This is a genomic window from Desulfitobacterium sp. PCE1, assembly GCF_000384015.1.
Lineage (GTDB): Bacteria > Bacillota > Desulfitobacteriia > Desulfitobacteriales > Desulfitobacteriaceae > Desulfitobacterium > Desulfitobacterium dehalogenans.
Genome location: NZ_KB913023.1, coordinates 3,282,490 through 3,307,217, shown reverse-complemented (window position 1 = coordinate 3,307,217; position 24,728 = coordinate 3,282,490). Strand labels below are relative to the sequence as shown.

At 46.4% G+C, this 24,728-nt stretch carries 23 protein-coding genes; 20 read left to right on the top strand and 3 right to left on the bottom strand.

What is annotated here, in order from left to right; translation table 11 throughout:
- Positions 1-31: 31 nt before the first annotated feature.
- The 13 genes from carB (at position 32) to DESPCE1_RS0116495 (ending at position 14,538) form a co-directional block, all read left to right on the top strand.
- A complete protein-coding gene (gene carB / locus DESPCE1_RS0116565) occupies positions 32-3,208 on the top strand; it encodes a carbamoyl-phosphate synthase large subunit (RefSeq protein ID WP_019851081.1) in 3,177 nt (1,058 codons plus the stop codon).
- A gap of 624 nt (positions 3,209-3,832) precedes the next feature.
- Positions 3,833-4,654, top strand: a complete 822-nt coding sequence (locus DESPCE1_RS0116555) for a dihydroorotate dehydrogenase electron transfer subunit (RefSeq protein ID WP_019851079.1) — start codon at positions 3,833-3,835, stop codon at positions 4,652-4,654.
- Positions 4,641-5,570, top strand: a complete 930-nt coding sequence (locus tag DESPCE1_RS0116550) for a dihydroorotate dehydrogenase (RefSeq protein WP_019851078.1) — start codon at positions 4,641-4,643, stop codon at positions 5,568-5,570. Before DESPCE1_RS0116555 ends, DESPCE1_RS0116550 begins: the two co-directional genes overlap by 14 nt.
- Before the next feature lie 73 nt (positions 5,571-5,643).
- A complete protein-coding gene (gene pyrF, locus DESPCE1_RS0116545; protein WP_028305608.1) occupies positions 5,644-6,372 on the top strand; it encodes an orotidine-5'-phosphate decarboxylase in 729 nt (242 codons plus the stop codon).
- Between the two features lie 51 nt (positions 6,373-6,423).
- Entirely contained in the window at positions 6,424-7,029 is a 606-nt protein-coding gene (gene pyrE / locus DESPCE1_RS0116540) for an orotate phosphoribosyltransferase (RefSeq protein ID WP_019851076.1), read from the top strand.
- A gap of 211 nt (positions 7,030-7,240) precedes the next feature.
- Positions 7,241-7,981 carry a CRISPR-associated endoribonuclease Cas6 gene (cas6, locus tag DESPCE1_RS0116535; RefSeq protein ID WP_019851075.1) on the top strand — a complete coding sequence of 247 codons (741 nt, stop codon included), beginning with the start codon at positions 7,241-7,243 and terminating at the stop codon, positions 7,979-7,981.
- Positions 7,982-8,411: 430 nt separating this feature from the next.
- A complete protein-coding gene (locus DESPCE1_RS0116530; RefSeq protein ID WP_014795142.1) occupies positions 8,412-8,915 on the top strand; it encodes an NUDIX hydrolase in 504 nt (167 codons plus the stop codon).
- A 282-nt stretch (positions 8,916-9,197) separates the two neighbouring features.
- Positions 9,198-9,488 carry a nucleotidyltransferase family protein gene (locus DESPCE1_RS0116525; RefSeq protein ID WP_014795141.1) on the top strand — a complete coding sequence of 97 codons (291 nt, stop codon included), beginning with the start codon at positions 9,198-9,200 and terminating at the stop codon, positions 9,486-9,488.
- On the top strand, positions 9,485-9,739 hold the full coding sequence (locus DESPCE1_RS21975) for a DUF86 domain-containing protein (protein ID WP_014795140.1): 255 nt from the start codon (positions 9,485-9,487) through the stop codon (positions 9,737-9,739). Before DESPCE1_RS0116525 ends, DESPCE1_RS21975 begins: the two co-directional genes overlap by 4 nt.
- A 678-nt stretch (positions 9,740-10,417) precedes the next feature.
- Complete coding sequence (locus tag DESPCE1_RS0116510) at positions 10,418-11,143, top strand: DUF3658 domain-containing protein (protein WP_014795138.1); 726 nt, start codon at positions 10,418-10,420, stop codon at positions 11,141-11,143.
- Positions 11,144-12,500: 1,357 nt separating this feature from the next.
- On the top strand, positions 12,501-13,010 hold the full coding sequence (locus DESPCE1_RS0116505) for a GyrI-like domain-containing protein (RefSeq protein ID WP_019851074.1): 510 nt from the start codon (positions 12,501-12,503) through the stop codon (positions 13,008-13,010).
- Positions 13,011-13,144: 134 nt separating this feature from the next.
- Positions 13,145-14,059 (top strand): GNAT family N-acetyltransferase, encoded by a 915-nt coding sequence (locus DESPCE1_RS0116500; RefSeq protein WP_014795136.1) that lies wholly within the window; start codon positions 13,145-13,147, stop codon positions 14,057-14,059.
- 32 nt (positions 14,060-14,091) lie between these two features.
- Entirely contained in the window at positions 14,092-14,538 is a 447-nt protein-coding gene (locus tag DESPCE1_RS0116495) for an aminoacyl-tRNA deacylase (RefSeq protein WP_014795135.1), read from the top strand.
- 144 nt (positions 14,539-14,682) lie between these two features.
- Here the strand turns inward: DESPCE1_RS0116495 and DESPCE1_RS0116490 are convergent, their stop codons facing one another.
- Complete coding sequence (locus tag DESPCE1_RS0116490) at positions 14,683-15,168, bottom strand: DUF2127 domain-containing protein (RefSeq protein WP_019851073.1); 486 nt, start codon at positions 15,166-15,168, stop codon at positions 14,683-14,685.
- Positions 15,169-15,414: 246 nt separating this feature from the next.
- Between DESPCE1_RS0116490 and DESPCE1_RS0116485 the strand changes: the two genes are divergently transcribed.
- Positions 15,415-16,005: a TetR/AcrR family transcriptional regulator gene (locus tag DESPCE1_RS0116485; protein WP_014795134.1), complete on the top strand. Its 591-nt coding sequence runs from the start codon at positions 15,415-15,417 to the stop codon at positions 16,003-16,005.
- A gap of 117 nt (positions 16,006-16,122) precedes the next feature.
- Positions 16,123-16,377, top strand: a complete 255-nt coding sequence (locus DESPCE1_RS0116480; protein ID WP_014795133.1) for a zinc ribbon domain-containing protein — start codon at positions 16,123-16,125, stop codon at positions 16,375-16,377.
- A 341-nt stretch (positions 16,378-16,718) separates the two neighbouring features.
- Here DESPCE1_RS0116480 and DESPCE1_RS0116475 read toward each other — a convergent pair whose 3' ends face one another.
- Positions 16,719-17,573 carry a MerR family transcriptional regulator gene (locus tag DESPCE1_RS0116475; RefSeq protein ID WP_014795132.1) on the bottom strand — a complete coding sequence of 285 codons (855 nt, stop codon included), beginning with the start codon at positions 17,571-17,573 and terminating at the stop codon, positions 16,719-16,721.
- Between the two features lie 102 nt (positions 17,574-17,675).
- On the opposite strand from DESPCE1_RS0116475, the gene DESPCE1_RS0116470 reads away from it, so the two are divergent.
- A complete protein-coding gene (locus tag DESPCE1_RS0116470; RefSeq protein ID WP_014795131.1) occupies positions 17,676-19,403 on the top strand; it encodes an FAD-binding protein in 1,728 nt (575 codons plus the stop codon).
- Positions 19,404-19,508: 105 nt separating this feature from the next.
- Here DESPCE1_RS0116470 and DESPCE1_RS23410 read toward each other — a convergent pair whose 3' ends face one another.
- Positions 19,509-19,679, bottom strand: a complete 171-nt coding sequence (locus tag DESPCE1_RS23410; RefSeq protein ID WP_014795130.1) for a hypothetical protein — start codon at positions 19,677-19,679, stop codon at positions 19,509-19,511.
- A 104-nt stretch (positions 19,680-19,783) separates the two neighbouring features.
- Here DESPCE1_RS23410 and DESPCE1_RS0116460 point away from each other — a divergent pair, with 104 nt between their 5' ends.
- The 4 genes from DESPCE1_RS0116460 to DESPCE1_RS0116445 all read left to right on the top strand — a co-directional run bounded on the left by DESPCE1_RS0116460 (position 19,784) and on the right by DESPCE1_RS0116445 (position 24,644).
- Complete coding sequence (locus DESPCE1_RS0116460) at positions 19,784-20,017, top strand: helix-turn-helix domain-containing protein (RefSeq protein ID WP_014795129.1); 234 nt, start codon at positions 19,784-19,786, stop codon at positions 20,015-20,017.
- Positions 20,018-20,371: 354 nt separating this feature from the next.
- A complete protein-coding gene (locus tag DESPCE1_RS0116455; RefSeq protein WP_014795128.1) occupies positions 20,372-22,420 on the top strand; it encodes a UvrD-helicase domain-containing protein in 2,049 nt (682 codons plus the stop codon).
- 248 nt (positions 22,421-22,668) lie between these two features.
- Positions 22,669-23,580: a hypothetical protein gene (locus tag DESPCE1_RS0116450; RefSeq protein ID WP_172637627.1), complete on the top strand. Its 912-nt coding sequence runs from the start codon at positions 22,669-22,671 to the stop codon at positions 23,578-23,580.
- A 32-nt stretch (positions 23,581-23,612) separates the two neighbouring features.
- Positions 23,613-24,644: a peptidase U32 family protein gene (locus DESPCE1_RS0116445; protein WP_014795126.1), complete on the top strand. Its 1,032-nt coding sequence runs from the start codon at positions 23,613-23,615 to the stop codon at positions 24,642-24,644.
- The last annotated feature ends 84 nt before the right edge of the window (positions 24,645-24,728 follow it).

Below are 24,728 nucleotides of genomic sequence, written 5' to 3'. Positions count from 1 at the left end.
ATCTGAAGGACTTGGGAAAGGGGAGGAACGTATGAAGAATAAAAAATGGAATAAAGTGCTGGTGATCGGTTCCGGTCCTATCGTCATTGGGCAAGCCGCCGAATTTGATTATGCAGGAACCCAGGCTTGCCGGGCTTTGCAGGAAGAAGGGGTGGAGGTGGTTCTGGTGAATTCCAATCCGGCCACCATCATGACGGACCAGGAAGTGGCGGACCGGATCTATATCGAACCCCTGACCAGCGAATTTTTGGAGAGGATTATTGAAAGAGAACGACCTGACGGCATCATTCCCACCATGGGGGGCCAAACCGGTCTGAATCTGGCCTTCCAGCTGGCGGAAAAAGGGATTCTACAGCGCTGCGGAGTTCAGCTGATGGGAACCTCCCTGGAAAGCATCACGAAGGCAGAGGATCGGGAACATTTCCGCAGTCTGATGAGGGAGCTCGGGGAACCGGTTCCTCCCAGTGTCATCGTATCCGACCTGGAGGGAGCCCTTAGTTTTGCCGAGGAGATCGGGTATCCCGTGATCGTCCGCCCTGCTTATACTCTGGGAGGGACTGGGGGGGGCATTGCCCATCATCGGGAGGAGCTCAGGGAAATCTCCAAAAGCGGTTTGCAGGCCAGTCTCATTGGTCAGATTCTTGTGGAAAAAAGCGTGGCAGGCTGGAAAGAAATTGAATATGAAGTGTTAAGAGATGGGCAAGGGAATTGCATCACCATCTGCAATATGGAGAATATGGACCCGGTAGGGGTGCATACGGGGGACAGCATCGTTGTAGCTCCCTGTCAAACCCTTACAGACCGGGAGATTCAAGCCTTGCGCACTTCTGCCCGTAGAATCGTGGAAGCTTTGGGGATTGAAGGGGGATGCAATGTCCAATATGCCTTGCATCCGGAACGGTTGGAGTATGTGGTCATTGAAGTAAATCCCCGGCTGAGCCGCTCCAGTGCCCTGGCTTCCAAGGCGACGGGCTACCCCATTGCCAAAGTGGCCGCCAAGATCGCTCTGGGATATACCCTTCCGGAGCTGACCAATGCCGTCACCGGCAAAACCACCGCCTGCTTTGAACCGGCTTTGGATTATGTCGTGGTCAAAATCCCCCGCTGGCCTTTTGATAAATTCTCCGATGCCGACCGCCGTCTGGGAACCCAGATGAAAGCCACGGGTGAGGTCATGGGCCTGGGTCGGAATCTGGAGACCGCCCTGCAAAAGGCTGTCCGTTCTTTGGAGATCAAAGCCTTTGGCCTCCTTCTCCCGGAATTCCAGGAGCTCTCCGATGAAGAGATACTGGAGCGCTGCCGGAAGCCTGATGATCAATTGCTGTTTATTCTGGCGGAAGGGTTGAGAAGAGGGCTAAGCCTTGAACAGATCCAGCAGGCCAGCCGTTGGAATCTTTACTTCCTCACAGCCATTCAACGGATTGTCAGGATGAGTAAAACTCTGCAGTCCTCCCCTTGGGATGAGGATCTTTTGTTGAAAGCAAAGAGAATGGGCTTTGCGGATCGGGAGCTTGCTCGTCTCTGGCAGACCACGGAAAAAGAGATTTATGCCTACCGGCAGGAAAAAGGCCTGCACCCGGTCTTTAAAATGGTGGATACCTGTGCCGGTGAATTTGAGGCGTTAACACCCTACTTCTACTCCAGCTATGACCAGGAAAACGAGGGGATACCCTCCAGGAACCGCAAGGTGGTGGTCTTAGGCTCCGGCCCCATTCGAATCGGGCAAGGGATTGAATTCGATTATTGCTCCGTTCACTCCGTCCTGGCCCTGAAAAAAGCCGGTGTGGAGACCATTATCATCAATAACAATCCGGAGACTGTCTCTACGGATTTTGATACAGCGGACCGTCTTTATTTTGAACCTTTAACCTTGGAGGATGTCTCAGCCGTCCTGGACCGGGAGCAGCCGGAGGGAGTCATCGTCCAATTCGGCGGCCAAACGGCTATCGGCCTGGCGAAGCCCTTAGCAGAGAGGGGATATAAGATCCTGGGCACCGGCATTGAAGATATCGATCGGGCTGAAGAGCGGGGGCAATTCGATGAGGTGCTCCATACCATCGGCGCCAAGCGGCCGAAAGGGGGCCAGGCTTCTTCCTTGGCAGAGGCCAGAAAAGTGGCGGCCCGCATCGGCTATCCCCTGATGGTTCGCCCCTCCTTCGTCCTGGGAGGCCGGGCCATGGAGATTGTCTACTCCTCTTCCGAACTGGAAAAGGTAGTGAACCGGGCCATGGCGGATTTTCCCGGTCAGGAGTTATGGATGGACCAGTACCTGGTGGGGACGGAGGTCGAGGTGGATGCCATCTCCGACGGAAACAATGTCAGCCTGCCCGGAATTATGGAGCATCTGGAACGGGCCGGGGTTCACTCCGGGGACTCCATCGCCGTCTACCCTCCTTTGACTTTATCCGAATCTTTGATCGAGCGGATTACCCTGCTGACTACTGAAATCGCACGGGCCTTGAATGTTGTAGGCCTTCTCAATATTCAATACGTTATCTTCCAGGATGAAGTGTATGTGATTGAGGTCAACCCCCGCTCCAGCCGTACGGTTCCCTTTATCAGCAAAGTGACCGGACTGCCCATTGTGGATTATGCCACCGATGTCATCCTTGGGAAGACTCTGACGAAATTAAAGCTGCCCTTGGGGTTGTGGCCTGTCCCGGAACGGGTGGCGGTAAAAGTCCCCGTGTTTTCCTTCTCCAAGCTGCAACGGGTGGAACCTTCCCTGGGCCCGGAGATGAAGTCCACCGGGGAAGTGATGGGAGTGGACCGGACCTATGAAAAAGCTCTCTACAAGGCCCTCTTGGCGGGAGGATTCAATATGTCCGCTCATGGCAGCTTACTGGTGACCTTAGCGGATCGGGATAAGCAGGAGGGCATTCCCTTAGTCAAGAAGTTTGCCGACCTGGGCTTCCGCATCTTAGCCACGGAAGGAACAGCGAACATCCTCCGGGAAGAGGGGATTCAGGTTGCTCCGGTGGCCAAGCTCCATCAAGGCTCCACGGAAATTACCGATGCCATCCGGCAGGGTGTGATTCAATGTGTCCTCAATACCACCACCCACAATAAAAAGCAGGAAAGCGATGGCTTTGCCATACGCCGTACGGCGGTGGAGCAAGGAATTCCCTGCTTTACCAGCCTGGATACGGCTTCAGCCTGGGTTCATGTACTGAGGTCCTTTCTGCCTAGTTTGATGTCACTTAAGTAAGGGTGGGGGGAGCTGGGGCAGTAAGGGTATGAAAAGCGTTGTCCGGGGCGGGTAGCTTTACGCACAACGCTCTCTCCATAGCTCCGGGGCTGGTCAACTGGCTTTCTTAACAGCTTCGCCAAACCTCTGGGTAATACCTGATGTGAACCGGTGGCTGCGCAACGTTAAGAAAGCGGCTTTGACCCGACCGCCCCTCCGCTAAATCCGTTCGCTTTTGTGCGTAAAGCTACGCTTGCGGGTCCCTTTTAGCTTTTGCTTTGGGTCTTTCTCAGAGTTCTGAAAAGATACTTGAAAAACCACCCAAGGATTTTGCTTTAAGGCAGAGAACGGATTCTAAGCGAGCAGGTAAGCAATCTTCGCGAAAAGACTGCAGCGGAGTCGGGTTGGAAACAGGACGTTTCCAACCGCCCATTGAGCAGGAGCGATTTGGGCGGGAACCCGACGCAGCGGAGGTCTTGAGCGATTAGATTGCTCCGCGCAGCTTACGGAGTGAACGCCGAAAGCAAAATCCTGGAGAGATTTAGCTTTCAATGCTTGCGGACCTTTTTCAAGAAAATAGTTTTAGATAATAAAAATGGAAAACTGGATTCGGATGAGTAAAATGCCGGAAAGGACGGGATAGAAATGCTGGATAAGGCTCAAGTCGTTTCTCACCAAATCATGGGTGATCCTCGCTATAAGATCATGAAACTGGTTCTTCGGACCGACATTGCCCGGGAAGGGCAGCCGGGACAATTCATTCACGTACAGGTTTCTACAGGATTGGATCCTCTTTTGCGCCGCCCCATCAGTATTGCCGATATTGACAGGGAAGCTCGGGAACTGACCCTGCTCTATCGGATTAAGGGGAAGGGCACGGAGTTATTAGCCCAGGCAAGGGTGGGGGAAAGCTTAAGTCTGATGGGCCCTCTGGGTCATGGCTTTACCCTGCCTGAGCAAGGAGCGCTTATCCTGGTTGCCGGCGGGATCGGAGTCTTTCCTCTTCTCCCGTTAGCCAAAGCGGCCCGGAAGAGGAATATTCCTGTGCGTTTGTATTGGGGCGGGGAAGATGAAGGTTTCTTTGCCGGTGCTGGGCTTGGGCTTTGGCAGGATGCCGGCGTCCCGGTTTTCCTGAGTTCGATGGACGGAAGTGTCGGCGCTAAGGGCAATGTTTTGGACCTCATCCGTAAGGACTCCGCAGGTTCGGGAACTGGCCAAGGGTCTGAGACTTCAGTGGCTGCCTGTGGTCCCCAGGTGATGATGAAGGCTGTCAGCGAGTACTTTTTGCATAGCGGAGCCGCTGTGGAAGTTTCTCTGGAAGAACGGATGGGCTGTGCGGTAGGAGCTTGCTTGGGCTGTGTGTGCACCTTAAAGGATGAGATCAGCGGCAGGATTCGCAGAGGAAAGGTATGTCAGGATGGACCGGTTTTCCAAGGGAAGGAGGTGCTCTGGGATGATGAACAATGAGATGGCAAAGGTTAATTTGGAAGTGAACTTAGGACCTTTAACCTTGAGAAATCCTGTGCTCACCTGTTCAGGAACTTATGGCTTCGGGGAAGAATATGCTCCCTATTGTCCCGTTGACAAATTGGGTGGAATTACTCTCAAGGGGCTTACCCCGGAGCCTCGTTTAGGGAATCCTTTACCGCGATTGGCGGAGACCCCGGCAGGAATGCTCAATTCGGTGGGTCTGGAAAACCCCGGCCTCAAAGAATTTCTCCACTCCTACCTTCCTAAAGTGCGGAAGCTGCCCACGACGGTCATTGCCAATATTTCTGGATTTTCCTTACAGGACTATGAAATGATGGCCGGTGCTTTTCAATCCGGTTCGGGAATCGATGCCCTGGAGGTCAATATCTCCTGCCCCAATGTGAAGCATGGGGGAATGCATTTCGGCACCCACCCGGAGAGTGCTGAAGAAGTGATTGCATTGGTCAAAGGGAAGACGGATCTCCCTGTCATTGCCAAGCTGTCTCCTAATGTGACGGATATTGTGGAGATGGCCAAAGCAGTGGAACGAGGGGGTGCAGATATCATCTCTATGATCAATACTCTGCTGGGAATGAGCATTGATATTGAACGCCGCCGCCCTCTCCTAGCCAATAAGGTGGGCGGACTGTCGGGGCCGGCCATTCGCCCGGTGGCTGTGAGGATGGTGTGGCAGGTGGCTCAGGCTGTGGATATTCCCATCATCGGCATGGGAGGAATACTCACCTGGCAGGATGCGGTGGAATTTATGCTGGCAGGGGCCAAGGCAGTCAGCATCGGCACAGGGAATTTTGTGAATCCCCTCGCTCCCTTGGAAGTCATAGAGGGGATCGAGGAGTATTGCCGCCGTCTGGGCTTTGCTTCGGTGGAAGAAATAGTGGGGCTGGCTCTATAGTTTGGAGGGGGCGAATATAGCCCTTTCAGGTCGTGATGCAGGCAACTCTCAGATAAGAGAAAGGAAGATGGAAATGATGCTGGAAAGAACGGTGTCGGAGAACAATAAGAAGGTCATGGTGGCCATGGATGTGGATAGCTGGGAAAAGGCTTTAGCCCTGGCCGACCAACTTCAGGGGAGCGGCTGCTGGCTTAAAGTGGGGATGGAGCTCTATAATGCTGCAGGAGCCGGCATTATCCGGGAGCTGAAGGAGAAAGGCTTCCCCATCTTCTTGGACCTGAAGCTTCATGATATCCCCAATACCGTGGAAAGCGCCGTGCGGGTTCTGGCCGGGTATGGTGCCGACATGCTTACCATCCACTGCAGCGGTGGTTATGATATGATGGCCCGGGCGGTCCAGGTCACCCATGAAGTCAAGGAGCAAAGGAACGCCGAGGAACGGATGAAGATTATCGGCATTACGGTCTTGACCAGTCTTGATGAAGGGAGACTGCAGAAGGACTTGGGAGTGGGCAGAGCCTTGCAGGATCAGGTAGTCGCTCTTGCCGAACTGGGGCAAAAGGCAGGTATTGACGGGGTGGTGGCCTCAGCTCAAGAAAGCTTAATCCTTCGCCAACATTTAGGGCCGGATTTCTTGGTCATTACTCCGGGGATTCGCCCCAAAGGCAGTGAAACTCATGATCAGGCCCGTACCCTTACCCCCAAGGAAGCTCTGGAGGCCGGAAGCTCCTATCTGGTGGTGGGCAGACCCATCACCCAGGCGCCGAATCCGCGGCAGGCTTTGGAGCAGCTTTGGGATTAAGGCTTTATAATAGAAATATAAGTTCATTGGCTGGAAAGGAGTTTATGATCTATGACAGTATCGAATACATCCCTATCCCCGGAAGAGGTTTTAAACCTATTCAAAGAAAGTGAAGCCTTATTGGAAGGGCATTTTCGACTGACCTCAGGGAGACATAGCCGTCAATATATGCAATGCGCCAAAGTTCTGCAATATCCTCATCATGCAGCCCGCTTGGGAGAAGCGTTAGCGGAGTCCTTCCGGGACCAGGGGATTGACCTGGTGATCGGGCCGGCAATGGGAGGGATTTTGGTCGCTCATGAAGTAGGCAAAGCTTTAGGAACCATGGCCATTTTTACCGAACGGGAGAATGGAGAAATGAAACTGCGGCGGGGATTTGAACTCCAACCGGGTATGAAGGTCCTCGTGGTGGAAGATGTGATCACTACCGGAGGATCGGTCCGGGAGGTTATAGAGGTGGTCAAATCCTATGGGGCAGAACCCGTGGGAGTAGGGGTGCTTGTGAATCGGAGCGGTGGAAAAGCTGACTTCGGAGTACCCTTGGCCTCCTTGCTGGAGATTGAAATTGAATCCTTCGACCCTGAAAACTGTCCTCTTTGTGCCCAGGGGGTTCCGGCTATCAAACCGGGAAGCCGGGCTGTGCCGACGGGGAAATAAGAGCTTTTCCATTGGATTAGCTGAGATTTTTAATACACTATAAATGCTCTCCCTGAGGCAGCAGGTTTTTTATGACCTGTCTACCTAAGGAGAGCATACTTATTTAAGGCGGTCTTCCCGAAAAGAGGAGTGAGGGCTCCGGTGTCAAATAGTATACATAGAGGTTTTACAATCAGGGCGATACTGAAGAAGCATGGGAAAAGGAAGGAAAATGAATTTAGAGATTTATTTTAAACCTTTGCGGGAACCGGTTGTGTTGCCAATTCATTATAATTATTTGGTACAAGCAGCGTTATACAATTCCATTGACCAGGAGCTAGCGGCCTTTTTGCATGAAAAAGGCTATAGCGACGGAACCCGCGCATTTAAGCTGTTTTGTTTTTCTTTAATACAAGGCACGTACCAAATGGATAGGGTGAAAAAAACCATTGCCTTTGAAGGAGAGATAAAGCTTACAGTATCATCTCCTTTACAAGATTTTTGTCAGTCATTGGTCAATGTCTTGCTTACCAAAGGGGTTATGCGTTTAGGTGCGCAGGAACTGGAGATTGATAGGATAAATGTTCGCCAATATGAGGTGCGGCAAAATAAAGTAATGGTTAGAACACTTTCCCCGGTAGTATTATACAGTACGCTCCTTAGACCGGATGGCAGAAAATATACGGTGTATTTCCAACCGGGGGAGACGGATTATACCCGTTTATTCAATGAAAATCTTCGCAAGAAATATCGGGCTCTTTACGGAACTGGAGAACCGGAAGGGGAGGTGGAGATCAGACCTATTGGAACGCAAAGGATGAAGATTATTAATTATAAGAACACGGTAATTAAAGGTTACGCCGGTAAGCTGCTTTTAATTGGGCCAAAAGAGTTGCTTCAGCTGGCCGTTGATGGAGGAATAGGAAGTAAGAACAGTCAGGGGTTCGGATGTGTGGTGGTTCTAGACGGTTAATAAAAATGTCGTCGATGTGCAATAAGGTAAAAAAGCCTGGAGAGCGACGACAGGAGATAGGGCTTAATAAGCGGCCTGAGGTAAAAATGCTAATTTATAGAACTTTAGACGCTTGCCGTAATTGCTGATTTTATGCGGGTAAAATGGGTTTTTAGCTTACCTATGAGGAATTGAAACAATCGATATTTTTCAACATCCGTTACTCTATATTGGTTTTTAGCTTACCTATAAGGAATGAAACATGGAGTATCATAGTAACACCATCCAAAGCTTTTTATTTACTGATAGAGGTAGGATTACCGTAATGCCTGCGGTAATCCCTCCGGGGTGGAAAAAATGGCGCATGGATATTGCGGTAAAAAGGTGTTCTACGACAGGCTAAGATTAATATTAGGATTTTGAGCAAAGATTTGGGGTATGGGGGATTCTTATGGAGTTATTGGCTAAACCAGGTGTTGGTGGAATCATTGAGCACACTTTGAATGAAGTTCATTATATTTTACTTCAAGAGCGATATAAAGATGATGCCCCATTAGAATCAGGCATGATAGAAATCCCGGCTGGCAAGATTCGCGAATTCGAAAATATCTTTGATTGCTTAAGACGTGAAATATTTGAAGAGACCGGCCTTGAGGTAACGGAAATTGAAGGGGAACATGAATCAATTATCATAGAAATGAATGGCTATAAAGTAGTGACCTATACACCTTTTGCGTGTTCTCAAAATATTAAGGGTGATTACCCGATAATGGTAGAGACATTTATATGCAGAGTGCAAGGAAATATTATTACTCAAAGTAATGAAACAAAGAATGTTCGCTGGGTTTCGCTTGAAACTTTGAAAGAAATGATGTTGAAACACGAGGGCTGTTTTTATCCTATGCATATAACAACTTTAAAGAGATACATAATTTACAGGGAATCGCGGAGATAGTTTATTACTGTGAAAAGGAATAACTAAATTCTTATGTATTGTGTTACCGCCCGTCGTATAACACGAGGATTCCCGCGAGGGTGCGGTTAAGAGAGTTTATCGGGTGAGCCGCACCACATGTCCTCTGTTACAAGACTTGCAGTTTGGGGTTGTTAAGGAGAAGCAAGTCTTGCGCCAGCCCTGCGGGACGGACACGTCGGGAATCCCGGGGACGTTATACGATAGCCCAAAGGGTTTATTGTTATGGAAAAATACGGTATAATATGCTTGGGGGTGATAATAATGCAAGTGATTAACTATATTATGGCGAAGCGTGACCAAATTGTATCAATCGCATCTCACTACAAATTTTCTAATGTTAGACTATTTGGCTCAGTACTTAGAGAAGAAGAGAAGGCAGAAAGTGATATAGACTTTTTGGTTGAGTGTAGCGATGATTGTTCTTTATTTGATCTTATTTCACTTAAATATGATCTTGAGGAGATCCTAGGAAGAAAGATAGATGTTGTCACTCAGGATTCTATTCATTGGACATTAAAAGACAAGATTTTTCAGGAGGCTAGGCCTATATGAAAGATGACAAGGTCTTTCTTCACAATATTCTGGAGAGCATCATAAAGATTGAAACATATACGAACTCTGGAAAAGACAAATTCATGACATCAGGAATTATCCAGGATGCGGTTATTCGAAATCTTGAAATTATTGGGGAAGCGACAAAAAGAATTTCGCAAGAACTTAAAGAACAAACCCCTGAAATCCCATGGAGACAAATGGCTGGCCTTCGTGATGTATTAATACATGACTACATGGGGATTGCCTAAAAATTGTATGGAATGTGGTACAAAATGAGTTGCCACAGATCAAAATAAATATTATAGAACTACTGGATTAAGCACTGGACAACTTTGTTCAGTGCATGTTCGCATTTAGGGCTGGGCAATCGTATAACAGCGAATTCCCTAAAGCTGAGAGGATATGAATGTAGTAACCAGACTTCGGGAATTCACGAAACGTAGGTGAAATCACAATACACTAATACTCAAGACTACAAAGGATTCTTTGCCTAAATATGTCAGGTGACCGAGCTTATGTAGATCTCGATGACGTTGCATGTATTTTAGATGCAAGAAGGTTAAGTCAGCCGGGGCAAAAAAGTTGAAAAAATAATATTTACGGAGGTTCGGGAAAGGCAATATGTACCCTGAAAGATTAACCTAAGTGCACTGGGAAAACTAAATAAAGTTGTTGCAGCCCTGGAGTAAAGCATGATTAAGTTCTCTGAGTATTTCCTTGGGATTAGCTTTAACATAGATAAGGAGGATTTTATGATTGAGCTCGCTTTTAGTCAAAGTTCTGCCGGCGGGCTAAAAATAGCAAAATAAATGAAACAGGAAGATCATATAAGCAACGCGTCCTTCGTTCTTGGTGCCACCGGGAAAGAACGGCAAGAAGCAAGGAAGACACATAATTGCGCTGGCATAGCTATAGAAGGCAGTCCGATGGATATAGAGGCGCTGACCCTTGCTTTGGATATTGGCGATATTTCGGATATGGATACTGGCGTGAACGTGCACCAAAAGCTGCTTGACGAGCTGTTTGCAGAGTTCCCCGGAGTGCCTGACGGAATAGGGGAAACCAATAAGCATGCTTTGGTACGGCTTCAGGAAGTGAAAGCGACGCAGGAGCCTATCCGTATGTGGGTCTGTGCCAGTAATCCGGAGGAATTATGCGGGTTGTATTATGCCTGTCATTTGTTGGTCGATGCCCTGGCCCCTCTTTCTGTTGTGCGTGTACCGGAGCAAATTGAAAAAGATAATGGTATTATCAGCTATCACAGCACAAGAGATATAGTCCCGGAAGCATTCGGTGCTTACACTGCCTGTGAGGAACCTATAAGCGAATTACGCCGCAGGGTCTATGCAAATACCTGGGTGGGCTTGGTCCATGAAAATGCCCCGCTGCGTGCTGTAATTAACGGAAGCCTCATGGGTCTACCTAAAGATTTTTATGATTTTGCGTTGCGGGCTAACATGCCTGACGGAAAATTCAAGGTTGCCCAGTTAATTGGTAAAACATTAGGGCAAATTCCGGGTGTCGGAGACAGGTGGCTATTCCTACGGGTAAAAGCTATGCTGGAATCAGGGGAATTAATTAGGGTTTCAGCGGCAACAGAAGATTATCCCTATTCAGAAGTTGTAAAACGAAACTTTGCATATCGGCAATAACATATCTACTGACAAAGAAACCACCGCCTATTCGATGACTTTCGGTTTCATCAGAGATTGATCGCGGTTGTGACTGCGTTAAAAAGTGCGAAATACATCTTTTATAGTCGCCATGATGCTCACCTCACCTTATGGTTACCCTCTATAGTTAGTTAAATATGCTCCGGAATCGGAACAAAGAAAGGTATAATGTTGCGGGGACAAAATAGACGTAGACTTTTTTGGGATTTCTGAACTCAAACCCGGCTTTATCTATCGATCATAAGATTAAAATGGAATAGAATAGGTGCCAGAGGATGATTCAGTTGTTATAAATATGTTATTATATGTTAAGAACGGCACGCTACTTGGAGTAGAAAACAATAGGGTCGGAGAAAGGGAGAAACTCTAATCATTTAAAATTGTCGTCGATGTGCAGTAAGGTAAAAATACCCGGGGACCGACGACAAGGGATATGGCTTAACCAAGCGTTTTGTGGAGAAATAACTTTTTTTGGATTTGTTGTGCCTAGCCATGACTACTGATTTTGTGCGGGTGAAATGGGTTCTTAGCTTACCTATAAGGAATTGAAACGTAAATCAACATGTTTTATGGACTTAGTATCAATGGTTCTTAGCTTACCTATAAGGAATTAAAACTCCAGTTGCCGCTTTAATCGGCCATTTGTGACATGTTGAAATCATATAACGAAGTAAGAAAGCCTATTGATCTGCTGCTAGAACATTTGGTAGCCATGGCATCCAAACTAAATAGCTAAAGAGAATTCCTCTACTTAATGTTCCGCTTGACAATTACATACTGGAATCTTAGGCTGTTTCTAACCAGCGATCTAAAAAGGACGTAGTAAGCCGACGCCGTAAACCCACAGGACGTTAGCTGAGATGGCTAAGTAAAATTTTGGAGTGCGATATATTGCGAATAATGAAAGCAGTCATTGATTGCATACTCTGATGAGTCAGGAAATACTGGGTTAAATATCTTCGATTTAGCTTAACCCTTTTTCTGGACAGGAACAATTCTATCGGAAGTAGATATTGACTCACAAAATAAACAGTTTTTTGAAGAATGTAGTAATGCTTTAGGAGGTTGTTGGGGCATGGTTTAGTCTTCAATATCCTAAGTATTGGCCCATCAGTAAAAAAATGTACATTTACTGAGATAACGGGACTTAGTTTTGAAGAATGAGTTAAAACAAGAACACTATTTTTAAATATCTGGGACTAATAATGATTTGGTAAGTCTTAGCCCAACTCAAGTAATTAGTAGGGCTTGGTACAGGACCATGAAGTAGAGTTATAACTCGCTATACAACCCTTTATCAATTGAGCAGTGATTTCATAACAATGGAGGACAAAAAATGGCTGGTAAGAAAGGCATTCCGATTTTGATCGAAAAAGAGGGACAATTAATGGCGGTCGTTAGTACAAAGGGGGATCCCAACGAGGTAATGGAAAAGGCCATGCAAGCACTATTTGGTTCGGTCTACGGGTTGAAGTTTCAACTGAAGAAACAAGGGATTGAGTTTAAAGTAGGGAAGTTAATTGGCCGGTGGCCAGATGCTCATTTGGTGCCTAAAGACCAGTGGACTGGAATATGGGGACTGCCGGTTCCTCAAGGAACAACAGAATTGCCCCAAAAAAGTGCGGAGTTCCCAGTTCGATTGGAACATTGGGATTATGGTACAGTAGCCGAGATTCTACATATTGGTCCATACACAGAGGAAGGGCCTACTATACAAACATTACACACCTTTATTGAAGAAAGCGGATACGAAATTGTCGGTGTTCATGAGGAGGAGTACCTAACAAAACCGACCTCAAAAGTGGTGAAAACGGTAATTCGTTATCCGGTTAAGCAAAAATCTTAAGCGGCTGGGCATTTTATAATTTGACAATCCATAATGCGGCATTCACGAAACCAGAGGAAGATGCATGTTGCTAGGATGCTTCGTGAATACCTAGAACGTAGTTTGAAATCACTTAGATGAACAGGAGTTGTACTATGAGTGAGATAATTATCAGAAACCTAAGCGAGGAATCGATGGAAGAAACAGTGAAATTTATCTCATCCTGTCAGACTGTTGATGAGAGTTTTATTGCATGGCTTGGCTATTCACCTGAAGAAATCAAATCACAACTAATGAACATTACTCCATCGTTTACAGAAAGTTGTTTGATAGCCATAGACAGAGGCGTAATCTGTGGTTTCTTAGGAATTTATGTATCGGAAGAACAGTCTGTCCTTAGATTATTGGGGCCGTATGTTTCCACGCAAAAAAGCTGGACTGAGATTGCTTTAAAGCTGTTATCTGTCTTTAAGGCTAAAATACCAAAAAATATTAATCTGGCAAAGGTAGCTTTTTATGATGCAAATGTGAACTGCAAACGAGTGTATGAAGCAAACTATTTTAATGTATATAATGCAGAAAAGACTTTGATAATGGATAAAAAAAGTTTGATTAGTGCATTAGAAGTGAGCAGTCAGAAGATAAATGTTCGTTATTATAAATCAAGTGATTTTGACGATTTTATTAAACTCCATCCTAGAACCGCCTATTTTACCGGGCCAGAGGTAATTAGTAGGTTAAACCAGTATAATCAGTTGATTGTAGCTGAGGCGGACAATCATGTAATTGGATATGTTTATTTCGAAATGCTTATATCGGATGGATATGCAGAAATCTGTTTCTTAAATGTTTCTTCTGAATTTAGAAGCAGGGGAATCGGTTCACAATTAATTAACCGAGTGATCATAGAAGCATTTAAATATGATTGGGTTAACCACATTCAGATATCAGTTCGTGTGAACAACAAAGAGGCAGAGCGACTCTATACTAGAATAGGTTTTGAAGAGAAAAACGTAATAATAGCCTTACAAAGGGATTTGAAAGTATACCCTTGGGGCGATTTTACATAATAGAGTATTCCCGACAAAGGAGGGAGTGACTGGTGGAAAATTTGCAGGCACTACTTAAAGAAACTAACGTTCCATTTGAATTGATCAATCATGATATAGAAATCCGTACTGCCCAGGAAGGGGCTGCATATTTCAAAATTAACGTTGGACAAACTGCACCAACACTAATACTCAAGACCGACAAAGGCTTCTTTGCCTTAATTATGTCAGGTGACCGAGCTCATGTAGATCTCGATGAAGTTGCGAGGATTTTAGGATGCAAGAAGGTCAAGTTAGCCGGGGCAAGAGAAGTTGAAAAAGTAACTGGTTGTACCGTAGGAAGTGTCTCAATGGTGGGACATAATTTACCTTGTATCATTGATAAGCGATTATTTCAATACTCCAACATTTACGGAGGTTCAGGAAAGGCAACATGTACCTTGAAAATTAACCCAAATGCACTGGGAAAGCTAAATAAAATTGTTGCAACCCTGGAGTAAAGCATGATTAAGTTCACAGAATAGTTCTGGAAAGTAGTCGGCGATTTAGATTACAGATTTGAGACTATCAGACGCATGAATAATCATGATCTGAAGCATTACCCGGAAGATGAAGTCCGGAGGGGCTTATTGCTCTTCCGGACTTCATCTTGCTGACTTGATTCTTTTATATTCAAAATAAGTTAAGACAATCATGATAGCATCAAAAAGAGAAAGCAGTATGAGAAAAATAGACTGAGTAAACGTATAACGGTATATCTGATAAGCTATAAAAAGAATTAGAGAGGTGATAGTAAGCGGATACGCCCACAACTTTCTACGCCACAGCAAAAAAACCAGAATGCACTTTATAAGCCCATGAGACATCAAGTAAAACACAGTAAAATGCTGCGCACTTACCGAAAAATTGTTACTTAAGCTAAGCAGAAAATTAGCTACCCTATCCCTTGGATCTTCCAATAACTCATGCTTAGTCAAAAAATGCGCTAAGAAATTCAGTCTACCCGGTGTGAGAAATAACATGAACACTCCACCAATGATCTCCGCCAATCCATGAATGCCTTTTAGAAGCAGCCCGATTTCAAAGCTTACATGAACTATATCTTTTTGCCTGTAAACATGGTTTTTCATTGATACCTCCATTTTGGTGGTAGTATTTGCCGTAAAGTACTTATTTATAACGGAACCTTTCCTGTATTAATTCGATTCCGTTCACAAATAAATAGCATCCCTGTAGGATTTAGAGGCGCTTATGAAATCCTGCTATGCTAATTACATCGGGATAGACAAACGAATTTCTGTCATGCCTAATATTGACAGGTAAAAAGGCAAGGAATATAATGACTTTAGAATCAATGACTTTGGAGTCAATAAAATATGAAAAAAAGCAACCGTCAACTGCAAAAAGAGCAGACGAAAGAGACCCTTTTAAACGCGGCGTACCAGCTATTCTCCAAGCAGGGCATCATGAATACCCGTATGTCCGACATTGCCCAGGCGGCAGGAGTATCTCACGGTACGGTATTCGCTCATTTTCAGACCCAGGAAATGCTGATCACGGAAGTGATCGAAACCTATGGAGAGAAAATTGCCCTGCATACTCATGAGGCGGCAAGTACCTGTGAGCATATGGAAGAACTCCTGGCAGCACATTTGACCGGAATTGGGGAATTCGAACTCTTTTATACCAGGCTGGTAATCGAAAACCGATTGTTGCCGCCTGGGGCAAGGGATGTTTGGATTTCCATTCAGTCCGCTATCTCTTTTCACTTCAGTCAGGTTGCTCAGCGGGAAATAGGGACGGGTCAAAGTATCGACCTTCCCCTTTACTTCCTCTTCAATACCTGGATAGGGTTGGTCCATCATTATTTGGCCAACGGAGATTTGTTTGCCCCGGAAGGCAATGTGGTCGGCCGTTACGGTGATACTTTGGTGGATAATTATGTGAAGATGATTCGCAGGGGATAAGGGTGAGGAAGGCGGGTGGGGCCTTGTACGATCTCATTCAGGTCGTGCCCACCCCTCGGTTCCCGCTTTGGAAGCAATAAATGTTTAACTGAGGAAGTTGAGTAAGGAGGATTGACGATGAAAACCTGTATTGCCTGCGGTATGCCCATGACGAAAGCCGCCGACTATGCTTTAGGAGACGAGAACAAAGAGTACTGCCTCTATTGCGCAAGGCCCGACGGCTCGATGCAGTCTTATCCGGAGAAAGTGGAGGGGATGACTGATTTTCTTACCCGCACTCAAGGTCTGGACAAAGAAGCGGCCCGGCAGATGGCTATCCGTACCCTGGCCAAACTCCCAGCATGGAAAGATCGGGAAATAACCTCTTGTTAGACCGGATGGGCTTGCAAGGACATTCCAAACCCCGTGTTTTAGACAGACACGGGGTTTGGTGTGCAAGACGGTAGAAAAAGAATTTCATCGTTTCATTCTCTTACGCGTAGCTTTGATCAAAAAATCATCCAATTTGCTTATATACCCGGCATGCACATGAGGATCGGGTTTCTCTTTTTGTGGAGGTTTAAGGTAAAGGATTATGTGAAAAAAATTAAAAAAATAAGTCAGATTAACTTTTCAAATAATAATGTTTGAACGAAGCAAAACATGACGCCAAAGAAAATTTGTTAATAAACAGACTAAATAAAGATCTCTCTGTACTCAATACTCCTATGGCTTCAGGCCTGGGCTAGTGTTTCCTCCAGTTTACCTGCCTCCGCCAGCGGGTTGCTTTTGGGATCCACGCGCACCCATACCAGCAAGTAGAAAAGGGGTCCCTTTTCGGTGCGGTCAATATACAGCAGCCGCCCACCCGTGCAGCTTGCAAAGACATACCCCTGCGCCTCCGCGTATTCCAGCAGAGGGGAGATGTCCTGCGGGCTCAGCGAGAAGAGGTCCCGCGTGGTGATACAGGTGCGGATGAAGCGGCCTCCGGGCTGGTAGTAGGAGCGGCCGCCCAGAGGAAGCTGGAATTTTTCTACATAATGGATGAGTGCGCCCAAGCCAATCTGGATGTCGTAAAGATCTAGCCCTTTTCTGCTGTTCAGTTCCTCCAGCGGTATGGTCGCGGACACATAGGTAAAGGGAAACTGCTTCACCCACTGCTCCATTCCGCGGTTCGGGAGAAAGCCCTCTTTTCGGTTAATCGTGGCCACCGCCCAGGTTGGCGGACCTTCGAATTCCTCCACCTTATTCAGAATCCGCACGCCGCAGCTTGCGTAGATCCGGGTTTCATGCATGCGTGAAAGTTCAAGACGAATCATCTCCATATCACGCTTCAACTCCGCTTCCCGGTCTGCCAAAAGCTTGTTGTACTCGCCGATGCTGTCGTAGGAATCCCGTATGGATTCAAGCTGCATACCATAGGTGCGCATTTCCCTGGTCAGCAGCGCCGTAAGTGCATCGTTTACAGTGTAGTCGTAATATCCGTTTTCCCTCACCTTCGGATTCAGCAGTCCGATCTCCCGGTAATGCCGGATGGTTTCCGGCGTTACGCCAATGCAATCCGCAAATTTTCGAATGGTGACTTTCATGAATATTTTCACCTCCGGGTATTGACTCTGTGGTCGCCCCATAGTATACCATGAATTTCACAAAGTCGTATAGTATATACGGCTAAAATTAGGAGGTAGAAGATGAAAAAGACAAAGGTTATCTCAATTCTATCGGTTTTCCTGTGCTTGACGCTGGGGCTGTCGGGTTGTACCGCCGCTCCTGCCGGTGCGGGAAGCTCGGCCCAGGGGGGGATCGTCCCCGGCGACTACCTAGGCGTGGGCAACGGTCGTAACGGCCCGATCGTGGTTAAGGTCACACTCGGGAAGGACAGCATCGACGCCATTAAAGTTGTAAGTGAAAAAGAGACACACAACACCGGTTCCGTACCCATCAAGCAGTACCCTGATCTGATCGTGCAGAATCAGACTTTGGATCTCGATATTGTAAGCGGGGCGACAGTCAGTAGCGCTGCCTTCCTGAACGCTGTCAGGAATGCGATCACCCAGGCGGGTGGCGATCCTGCCCAGTTCACTGGTAAAGTTATCGCCGATGTGCCCCATGAAGACACCACTGCGGATGTGGTGGTGGTTGGAGCCGGTGGCGCCGGCATGACCGCCGCGATAAGCGCGGCGAATGAGGGAAAGAAAGTCATCCTGCTGGAGAAGCTTGGCCTTGTGGGCGGTACCTCTAATTACTCCGTTGAGAGCTTCGGCGCGGTGGGAGATAAAACCCATATCGCGTTGGGCAGCGATGTGACCGCAGAGGAACAAGCGGCAATATTAACAAAGCAAAACCCCAACGGAACGGCGGAGGCCTTCAGCGTACTGACCCATAACAATGGTGCGGCGGCAGACTGGCTGCGCAGTATCGGCGCACAATTGACGGTGGCAAGCGGTCAGGTCAGCTCCACTTCGGCCCGCGAGGTGGGCGAATTTGGCAACACGATTGTATCGGCGCTCAAGGCAGAATGTGAAAAGACCGGCGTGGACGTGCGGGTCAACAGCAAAGCCACTGAGCTGGTTATGAAGGATGGCGTCGTGGACGGCGTCAAGGTTTCCACTAAGCAGGGTGACTACACCATTTCCGCTAAGGCGGTGGTCATCGCTTCCGGTGGATTTGCAGCCAACAACGACATGGTTGCCGAATATGCCCCCACTTTGAAGGGTTATAAGAGTTCCCCTTCCCCCGGAGGTACAGGAGACGGTCATCTGATGGCTCAAGCTGCGGGCGCGGACCTGAAGAACATGGATTATATTCGCGTTAACTTCACCTATACCACGGCAGAGAACGGCTACTACTATTATATGGGCAGCCTGTTCAACACCGGTGCGATTTTCGTGAACAAGGACGGCCAGCGTTTTGTGAACGACCAGGGTGCGTATGGAGTAGGTCCTCAGGTCGTTCAACAGGGTGGCAGTGGTTGGGCGATCTTCGACAATTCCCTTGTCGAGGGTGTTAAGGATGTGCGCGAGTACGAGAAGCTGGGCCTCTTCGTAAGTGCGAACACGATTGAAGAACTTGCGGACAAAATCGGTGTGAACAAGGAGAACCTCGTGAAGACGATCAACAATTACAAGGGTTATGTGGCTAACGGCAAGGACGAGGAGTTTGGCCGCGCTATGCTGAACATGACCTTTGATGAAGCACCGTTCTATGCTGCTCCCATGACCTGCCGCATACAGGGTACATTTGGAGGAATTAACACGGATGTGAATACACAGGTGCTTAAAACAGATGGAAACGCTATTCCCGGATTGTTCGCCGCAGGTGAATGCGCTAACGATGGGACTTGGGGCGCCAACCCGGCCGCCGTCAACGTCGTGTTTGGCCGTATTGCGGGCCAGAACGCCGCTGCGTACGTCAAATAACACCGGAATCACCTGATTTCATTTTGCAACGCAAAAAAGTACAGGGCAAGTCCAGCGTATGGCTAGGCTTGCCCTGTGACTTTAGCATTATATCGGCGCCACCGTTTACTCGGTGGCTTTTGGTTTTTCATCAGCAGAAATGGGCAAAATAGTTAAAGAACTATCCTGGGTTTCAATATACTCACTTTCCCCATCGCGTTGTGCATCCTGAAGATGATTAATCGCAGTTGTAACTGCGTTAAAAAGTGCGAAATACATTTTTTTATAATCCGCCATGGTGATCCCCTTTTGCTCCGTTATCGGAGCAATTATAACATAGGTTACCCTCTATAATCAAGGTAAATATGCTCCGAAATTGGAACAAGGAAAGGTTTAGAGCTATGGGACAAAACATCAAAGCGGATAAAAGTATTGGCGATAATATTCGCAAATGGAGAAACGCCAAGGGTATGACTCAGGAAGAGCTTTCAGCCCAATTACAGATACATGGCTGTGATATTTCCCGGGGAACACTGGCGAAAATCGAGGCCGGTATCAGGCATATTTCTTTGGATGAGTTACATGCCATAAAGACAATTTTGGAGATTACTTACGACGATTTTTTTATGAGGTAAAAAAAGATGGAATAGGTATGTGATCTATTAATTAATACCTAACAGAGATGAGAAGGTGAAAAAGATAAAAGAATACCAGCTATCGAATGGAATTAAGAACCCTTGCCATGGGATAACGGCCCATGTCGCCATCGTTTTCATAATAAAAAACTATAGCCTTTCCAATACAAACGATTGGAGAGGCTATATTATATAAATAAACCTAAAAATATCGAGAAATGGAATTTTTTATCATTTTCTTTAGGGGCAATACTTAATCTAAATGATACCGCATTGAAAATTATAAGTCTAGTATTTTTTGAATTTCCTTCTATACTTTAGATTGTAAATTCAAAGGGATAAAGGAGATTAATTATGTTTAATCAAAAGGAAAGTGATGAAAGAGAGTATTTAGGTGAAGTACAGAGAAAGCTCAAAACAGCGCTGGAACACATGAAAGAAACAATAGACCATTACTCCAGAGAAATATTAGAGACTAAGCGGTATATCTATGAAAATCAACTTGACCTTGCTGAAAAAGCGGCGAATAGAATCGCTGTTCATGATAGCGTTACCTTCGGAGAAAAAGCTATCAAAGAAAGAGGGAAGCTTCAAAAATTAATACAATCTCCCTATTTTGGAAGAATTGATTTTGCTGAGACAAAAGAAGGTAAAGGAGATCCATTCTATATTGGAGTGCATGCTTTTGCTGATCCCGCGACATCTCACAACATCATTTTCGACTGGCGAGCACCTATCTCAAGTATGTTTTATGATTTTGAGATTGGCCCGGCTTTTTATGTGGCTCCTGTTGGAAAAATTGATGGAGTGCTGACCCTAAAGCGGCAATACAGAATCAGACAAACTCAAATGGAGTATATGATTGAAAGCTCTCTGAATATTGGCGACGAAATTTTGCAAAAGGAATTAAGCCAGAATTCCGATGACAAAATGAAAAACATTGTAGCAACCATCCAAAGGGAGCAAAACGCTATCATTAGAAATGACAGTGCAAAAGTCCTGATCCTACAGGGGGCAGCAGGTTCCGGAAAGACCTCTATAGCATTGCATCGGGTCGCGTTTTTACTGTATCGCTACAAAGAGACTTTAACATCAAAGGATCTCCTGATTATTTCTCCTAATAAAGTATTCGGCAACTACATCTCCAATGTTTTGCCGGAATTAGGAGAAGAGAATATGGCAGAAATAAGTTTTGATGATATTGCCACGAGCATGCTTGGAAAGTATCACTATCAGAGTTTTTCTGAACAAGTAGAAAGCTTATTAGCGGATGAGGATGCCGAAGCAATTGCCAGAATTGAGTTTAAGGCGACAAACCTCTTTGTAGAGCAGCTCCAATCGTATTTGGAATATGCTGACGAAAACTATTTTGTTCCCACCGATCTGGCCCTCGGAAGTTTTTTTGTTTCCAAAGAAACCCTGCTTTCTAACTATCATGCTCTGAAAAGGCTGCCTATGAAGAAGCGGTTGCGTAAAATAGCAGACGATTTAATAGAAAAATACAAGAGACATACGAATAAAAAGATGGACGCCGCAATTTCCCGCCAAATAAGAGACAGCATACAAAAAATGTTTCAATTTACCGATACGCTTTTGCTGTATCAAAATTTTTACCGCTACCTCGGTCGGGATGATTTGTTCCGTTTTATCCGTAAAAATACGTTGGAGTTTTGCGATGTCTATCCCTTCATTTATGTGAAAATGTATTTTGAAGGAGAAGAACAGGATTACAAAAGTATACAGCACTTGTTGGTTGATGAAATGCAGGATTATACGCCTATCCAATATGCCGTTTTAGCGAAACTATTTTCCTGTAAAATGACCATTTTGGGCGACAGCTATCAAAGCGTAAATCCTTACAGTTCATCCTCCGCGGAAAAGATTCAGCCGTACTTTGCCGGATGTGATTGTATGGAATTGTGCAGGAGCTACCGTTCAACCATTGAAATTACCGGATTTACCCAAAAAATTTTAGAAAACAAAAAACTAATTCCCATTGAACGGCATGGTGACAAACCAACAATAACAGTATGTCAAACTCAGAAGGAACAGTTGGGCAAGATACGGCATTTGATTGAGCAATTCAGACAATCCGCACAGGCCTCCTTGGGTATTATCTGCAAATCACAGAAACAGGCAAGGCTGCTTTTTGAACAACTTCATACCGCTTATGACACTATGATTCTATTGAGTTTTGGCAGCAGCGAATTTCAAGATGGCATCGTCATCACTTCTGTACACATGTCGAAAGGACTTGAATTTGATCAGGTGATCGTGCCCGATGTTTCCGATGATCTTTATAAAACACAATTAGACCGGAGTCTATTATATATTGCCTGCACAAGAGCCATGCACAAATTAGATTTAACTTGTTGTGGCAAAAAAACGAAGTTTTTGAACTAAAACTGGTCTGCTACCTTCTGGCATTATCAATAGAATAAAGCCTTCGTTAAAGCGGGACAGCCGCCTAAGTTCGTAGGTATGGATGTTGTTCCATCATCCCCCCGCCGCAGCCTGGCTGGATTCGAAAGTGCATTCGAATCCAGGACAGGCTGTTTCATATTAAAGGAACAATTCTAAAGGCGAATGGGCTCAGATTACCACCGAAAATCATACTATAGTAGAGTATTAATCAAGTAACTCTAAAGGAGGTGAGTGACGTGGAATGGGTCTTGGCTATTCCACATGAACAGGCGTTCAAAAGAATAGAGGAACCTTGGGGCGGAGCAAAAACAAGTTACCTAACAGGGGTAAAAGAGATTCTGGAAGCAAAATACGGCCCGATAAGCTTTACGAGGCTTTATTTCGGTGAGGAATTCTGCGAAAGGGCGTTATCGACAGGGAAGGCTTTGGAAAAGGCGATTAGTACGGCTGAAGAACGTGGATGGGGATTTACTTACGTCACCCCCTATGTGACAGAGACTGGGCTGACTAAAGTCCAGCAGCTGCTGGACATCCTAGCGCAAACAAAACCTGAGGCTGAGGTTGTGATTAATGACTGGGGTGTGCTTGATTGGGTGACGGAGCATCATCCCACCCTTACTCCTGTTTTAGGCCGACTGATGAATAAAATTATCCGGGACCCCCGGATGCCGGATTCCTTGCGAAATTCGCCGGATCAAACTGTGATTCACAAGTTCCAGACCAGCTACCTGGCAGGAGGAGAGATGAAGGGCTTGCTTGATCAGTATCAGGTAGGACGGGTGGAACTGGATTATCCCCCTCAGGGGCTGGACCCAAATCTGCCGACTTGGGGTTATGACATCTCTTTATATATCCCTTATGGCGTGATTATGACAGGCCGGATTTGCCTGATGCAATCGTGGGGATTGGATGCCAAGGAAAAGTTCAAGACGACCGGGTCGTGTCCGCAGAAATGCAGGTTAGGTTGGCTGGAAATGTCCGACCTCAGTGGTCGGGTTAAGAAAGATAAGGACTGGCAAATTATGCAGAAGGGAAACACCGTTTTTTATCGTCAGAACAAAGGATTCCTGGCTGAAATCCTGACTGAGGCGGAAAAGATCGGGGTCAACCGGATGATTTTCCAGCCGGAGCCAATCTAATCGGAGTCATTAATCGATCAGGGAGGTGTACGATGAACATCCTGGCACCGGTAAGTTCCGTAAAGGAAGCGGAACGATTAATTGCACATGGCGCCGACGAACTTTATTGTGGAATAGGGCTTGGGGCATTGAAGAATAAGCCGGGGAACACCCAGCGGGAAATCTGGATCAATCGCCGCGAATCGGGTAACGCCAACATCCCCGACCTGGAAAGCTTGTCTCTGCTGGTTGACTTCGCCCATGCCCAAGGGAAAAAGGTATACCTGACGTTGAATCAACCGGGCTATGCCCAAGATCTCTATGAGGAGATTCTGGCTTTCGCAAGAGAGATCAAGAGGAGCTGCAAGGTGGATGCTTTTATTGTTGCGGATCCGGGGCTGATCCGGATGCTGATCGAGAAGGAACCGGATATCGTGATTCATGTCAGCAGCCTGGCCGGCGTTTTAAACAGCTCCGCGGTCCTGTTCTTTAAGAAGCTGGGTGTCAAACGAATCGTTTTTCCCCGTTATCTGGAGGCGAAGACACTTAAGAAGATCATTGACAGGGCGGGGGAAGATCTGGAATATGAAGTTTTTATCCTCAACGACGGTTGTATGTTTGAGGAATCCCACTGCCATGTCAGTCATCAATTTGGCGGCGCCTTCTGTCATAATCCGGCCTGGCGGTATAAGCTGATCCCGCCGGAAGAGGGCGGGGCTTTAGAGACATGGAAGTTAAGGAGCTTAAAAATTTCCGGGGAGACCTTTGAGCGCAATGTGGGTGATTTGAAAAGGTGGCAATGGATCGGGATTAGGAACAGCGGTGGGTATTTCGGAGTAAAATATCCGCTGGGCATGTGCGGTCTGTGCACCTTGCCCGAATATCGGGACATGGGGATAACCTCCTTGAAAATTGTGGGCAGGGAGGCCTCCCTGCGCAAGAAAGTCAAGAGCGTCGAACTGTTAAAGAAAGTATTGGCCTATCAAAGCGAAGGGCATATGCCCGATGAAGTGCGCGATTATGCCAGGACGAATAAGGGAGCCAGGATACTTTGCGAGAGCGGGTATATGTGTTATGAGCGTTAACTATCCTCATCTTCGCGGCAGACCAGATACTATTTATCCTGGCGAGAAAATTAGGGTCAGATAAGAATTATAAAAACAGCCCTC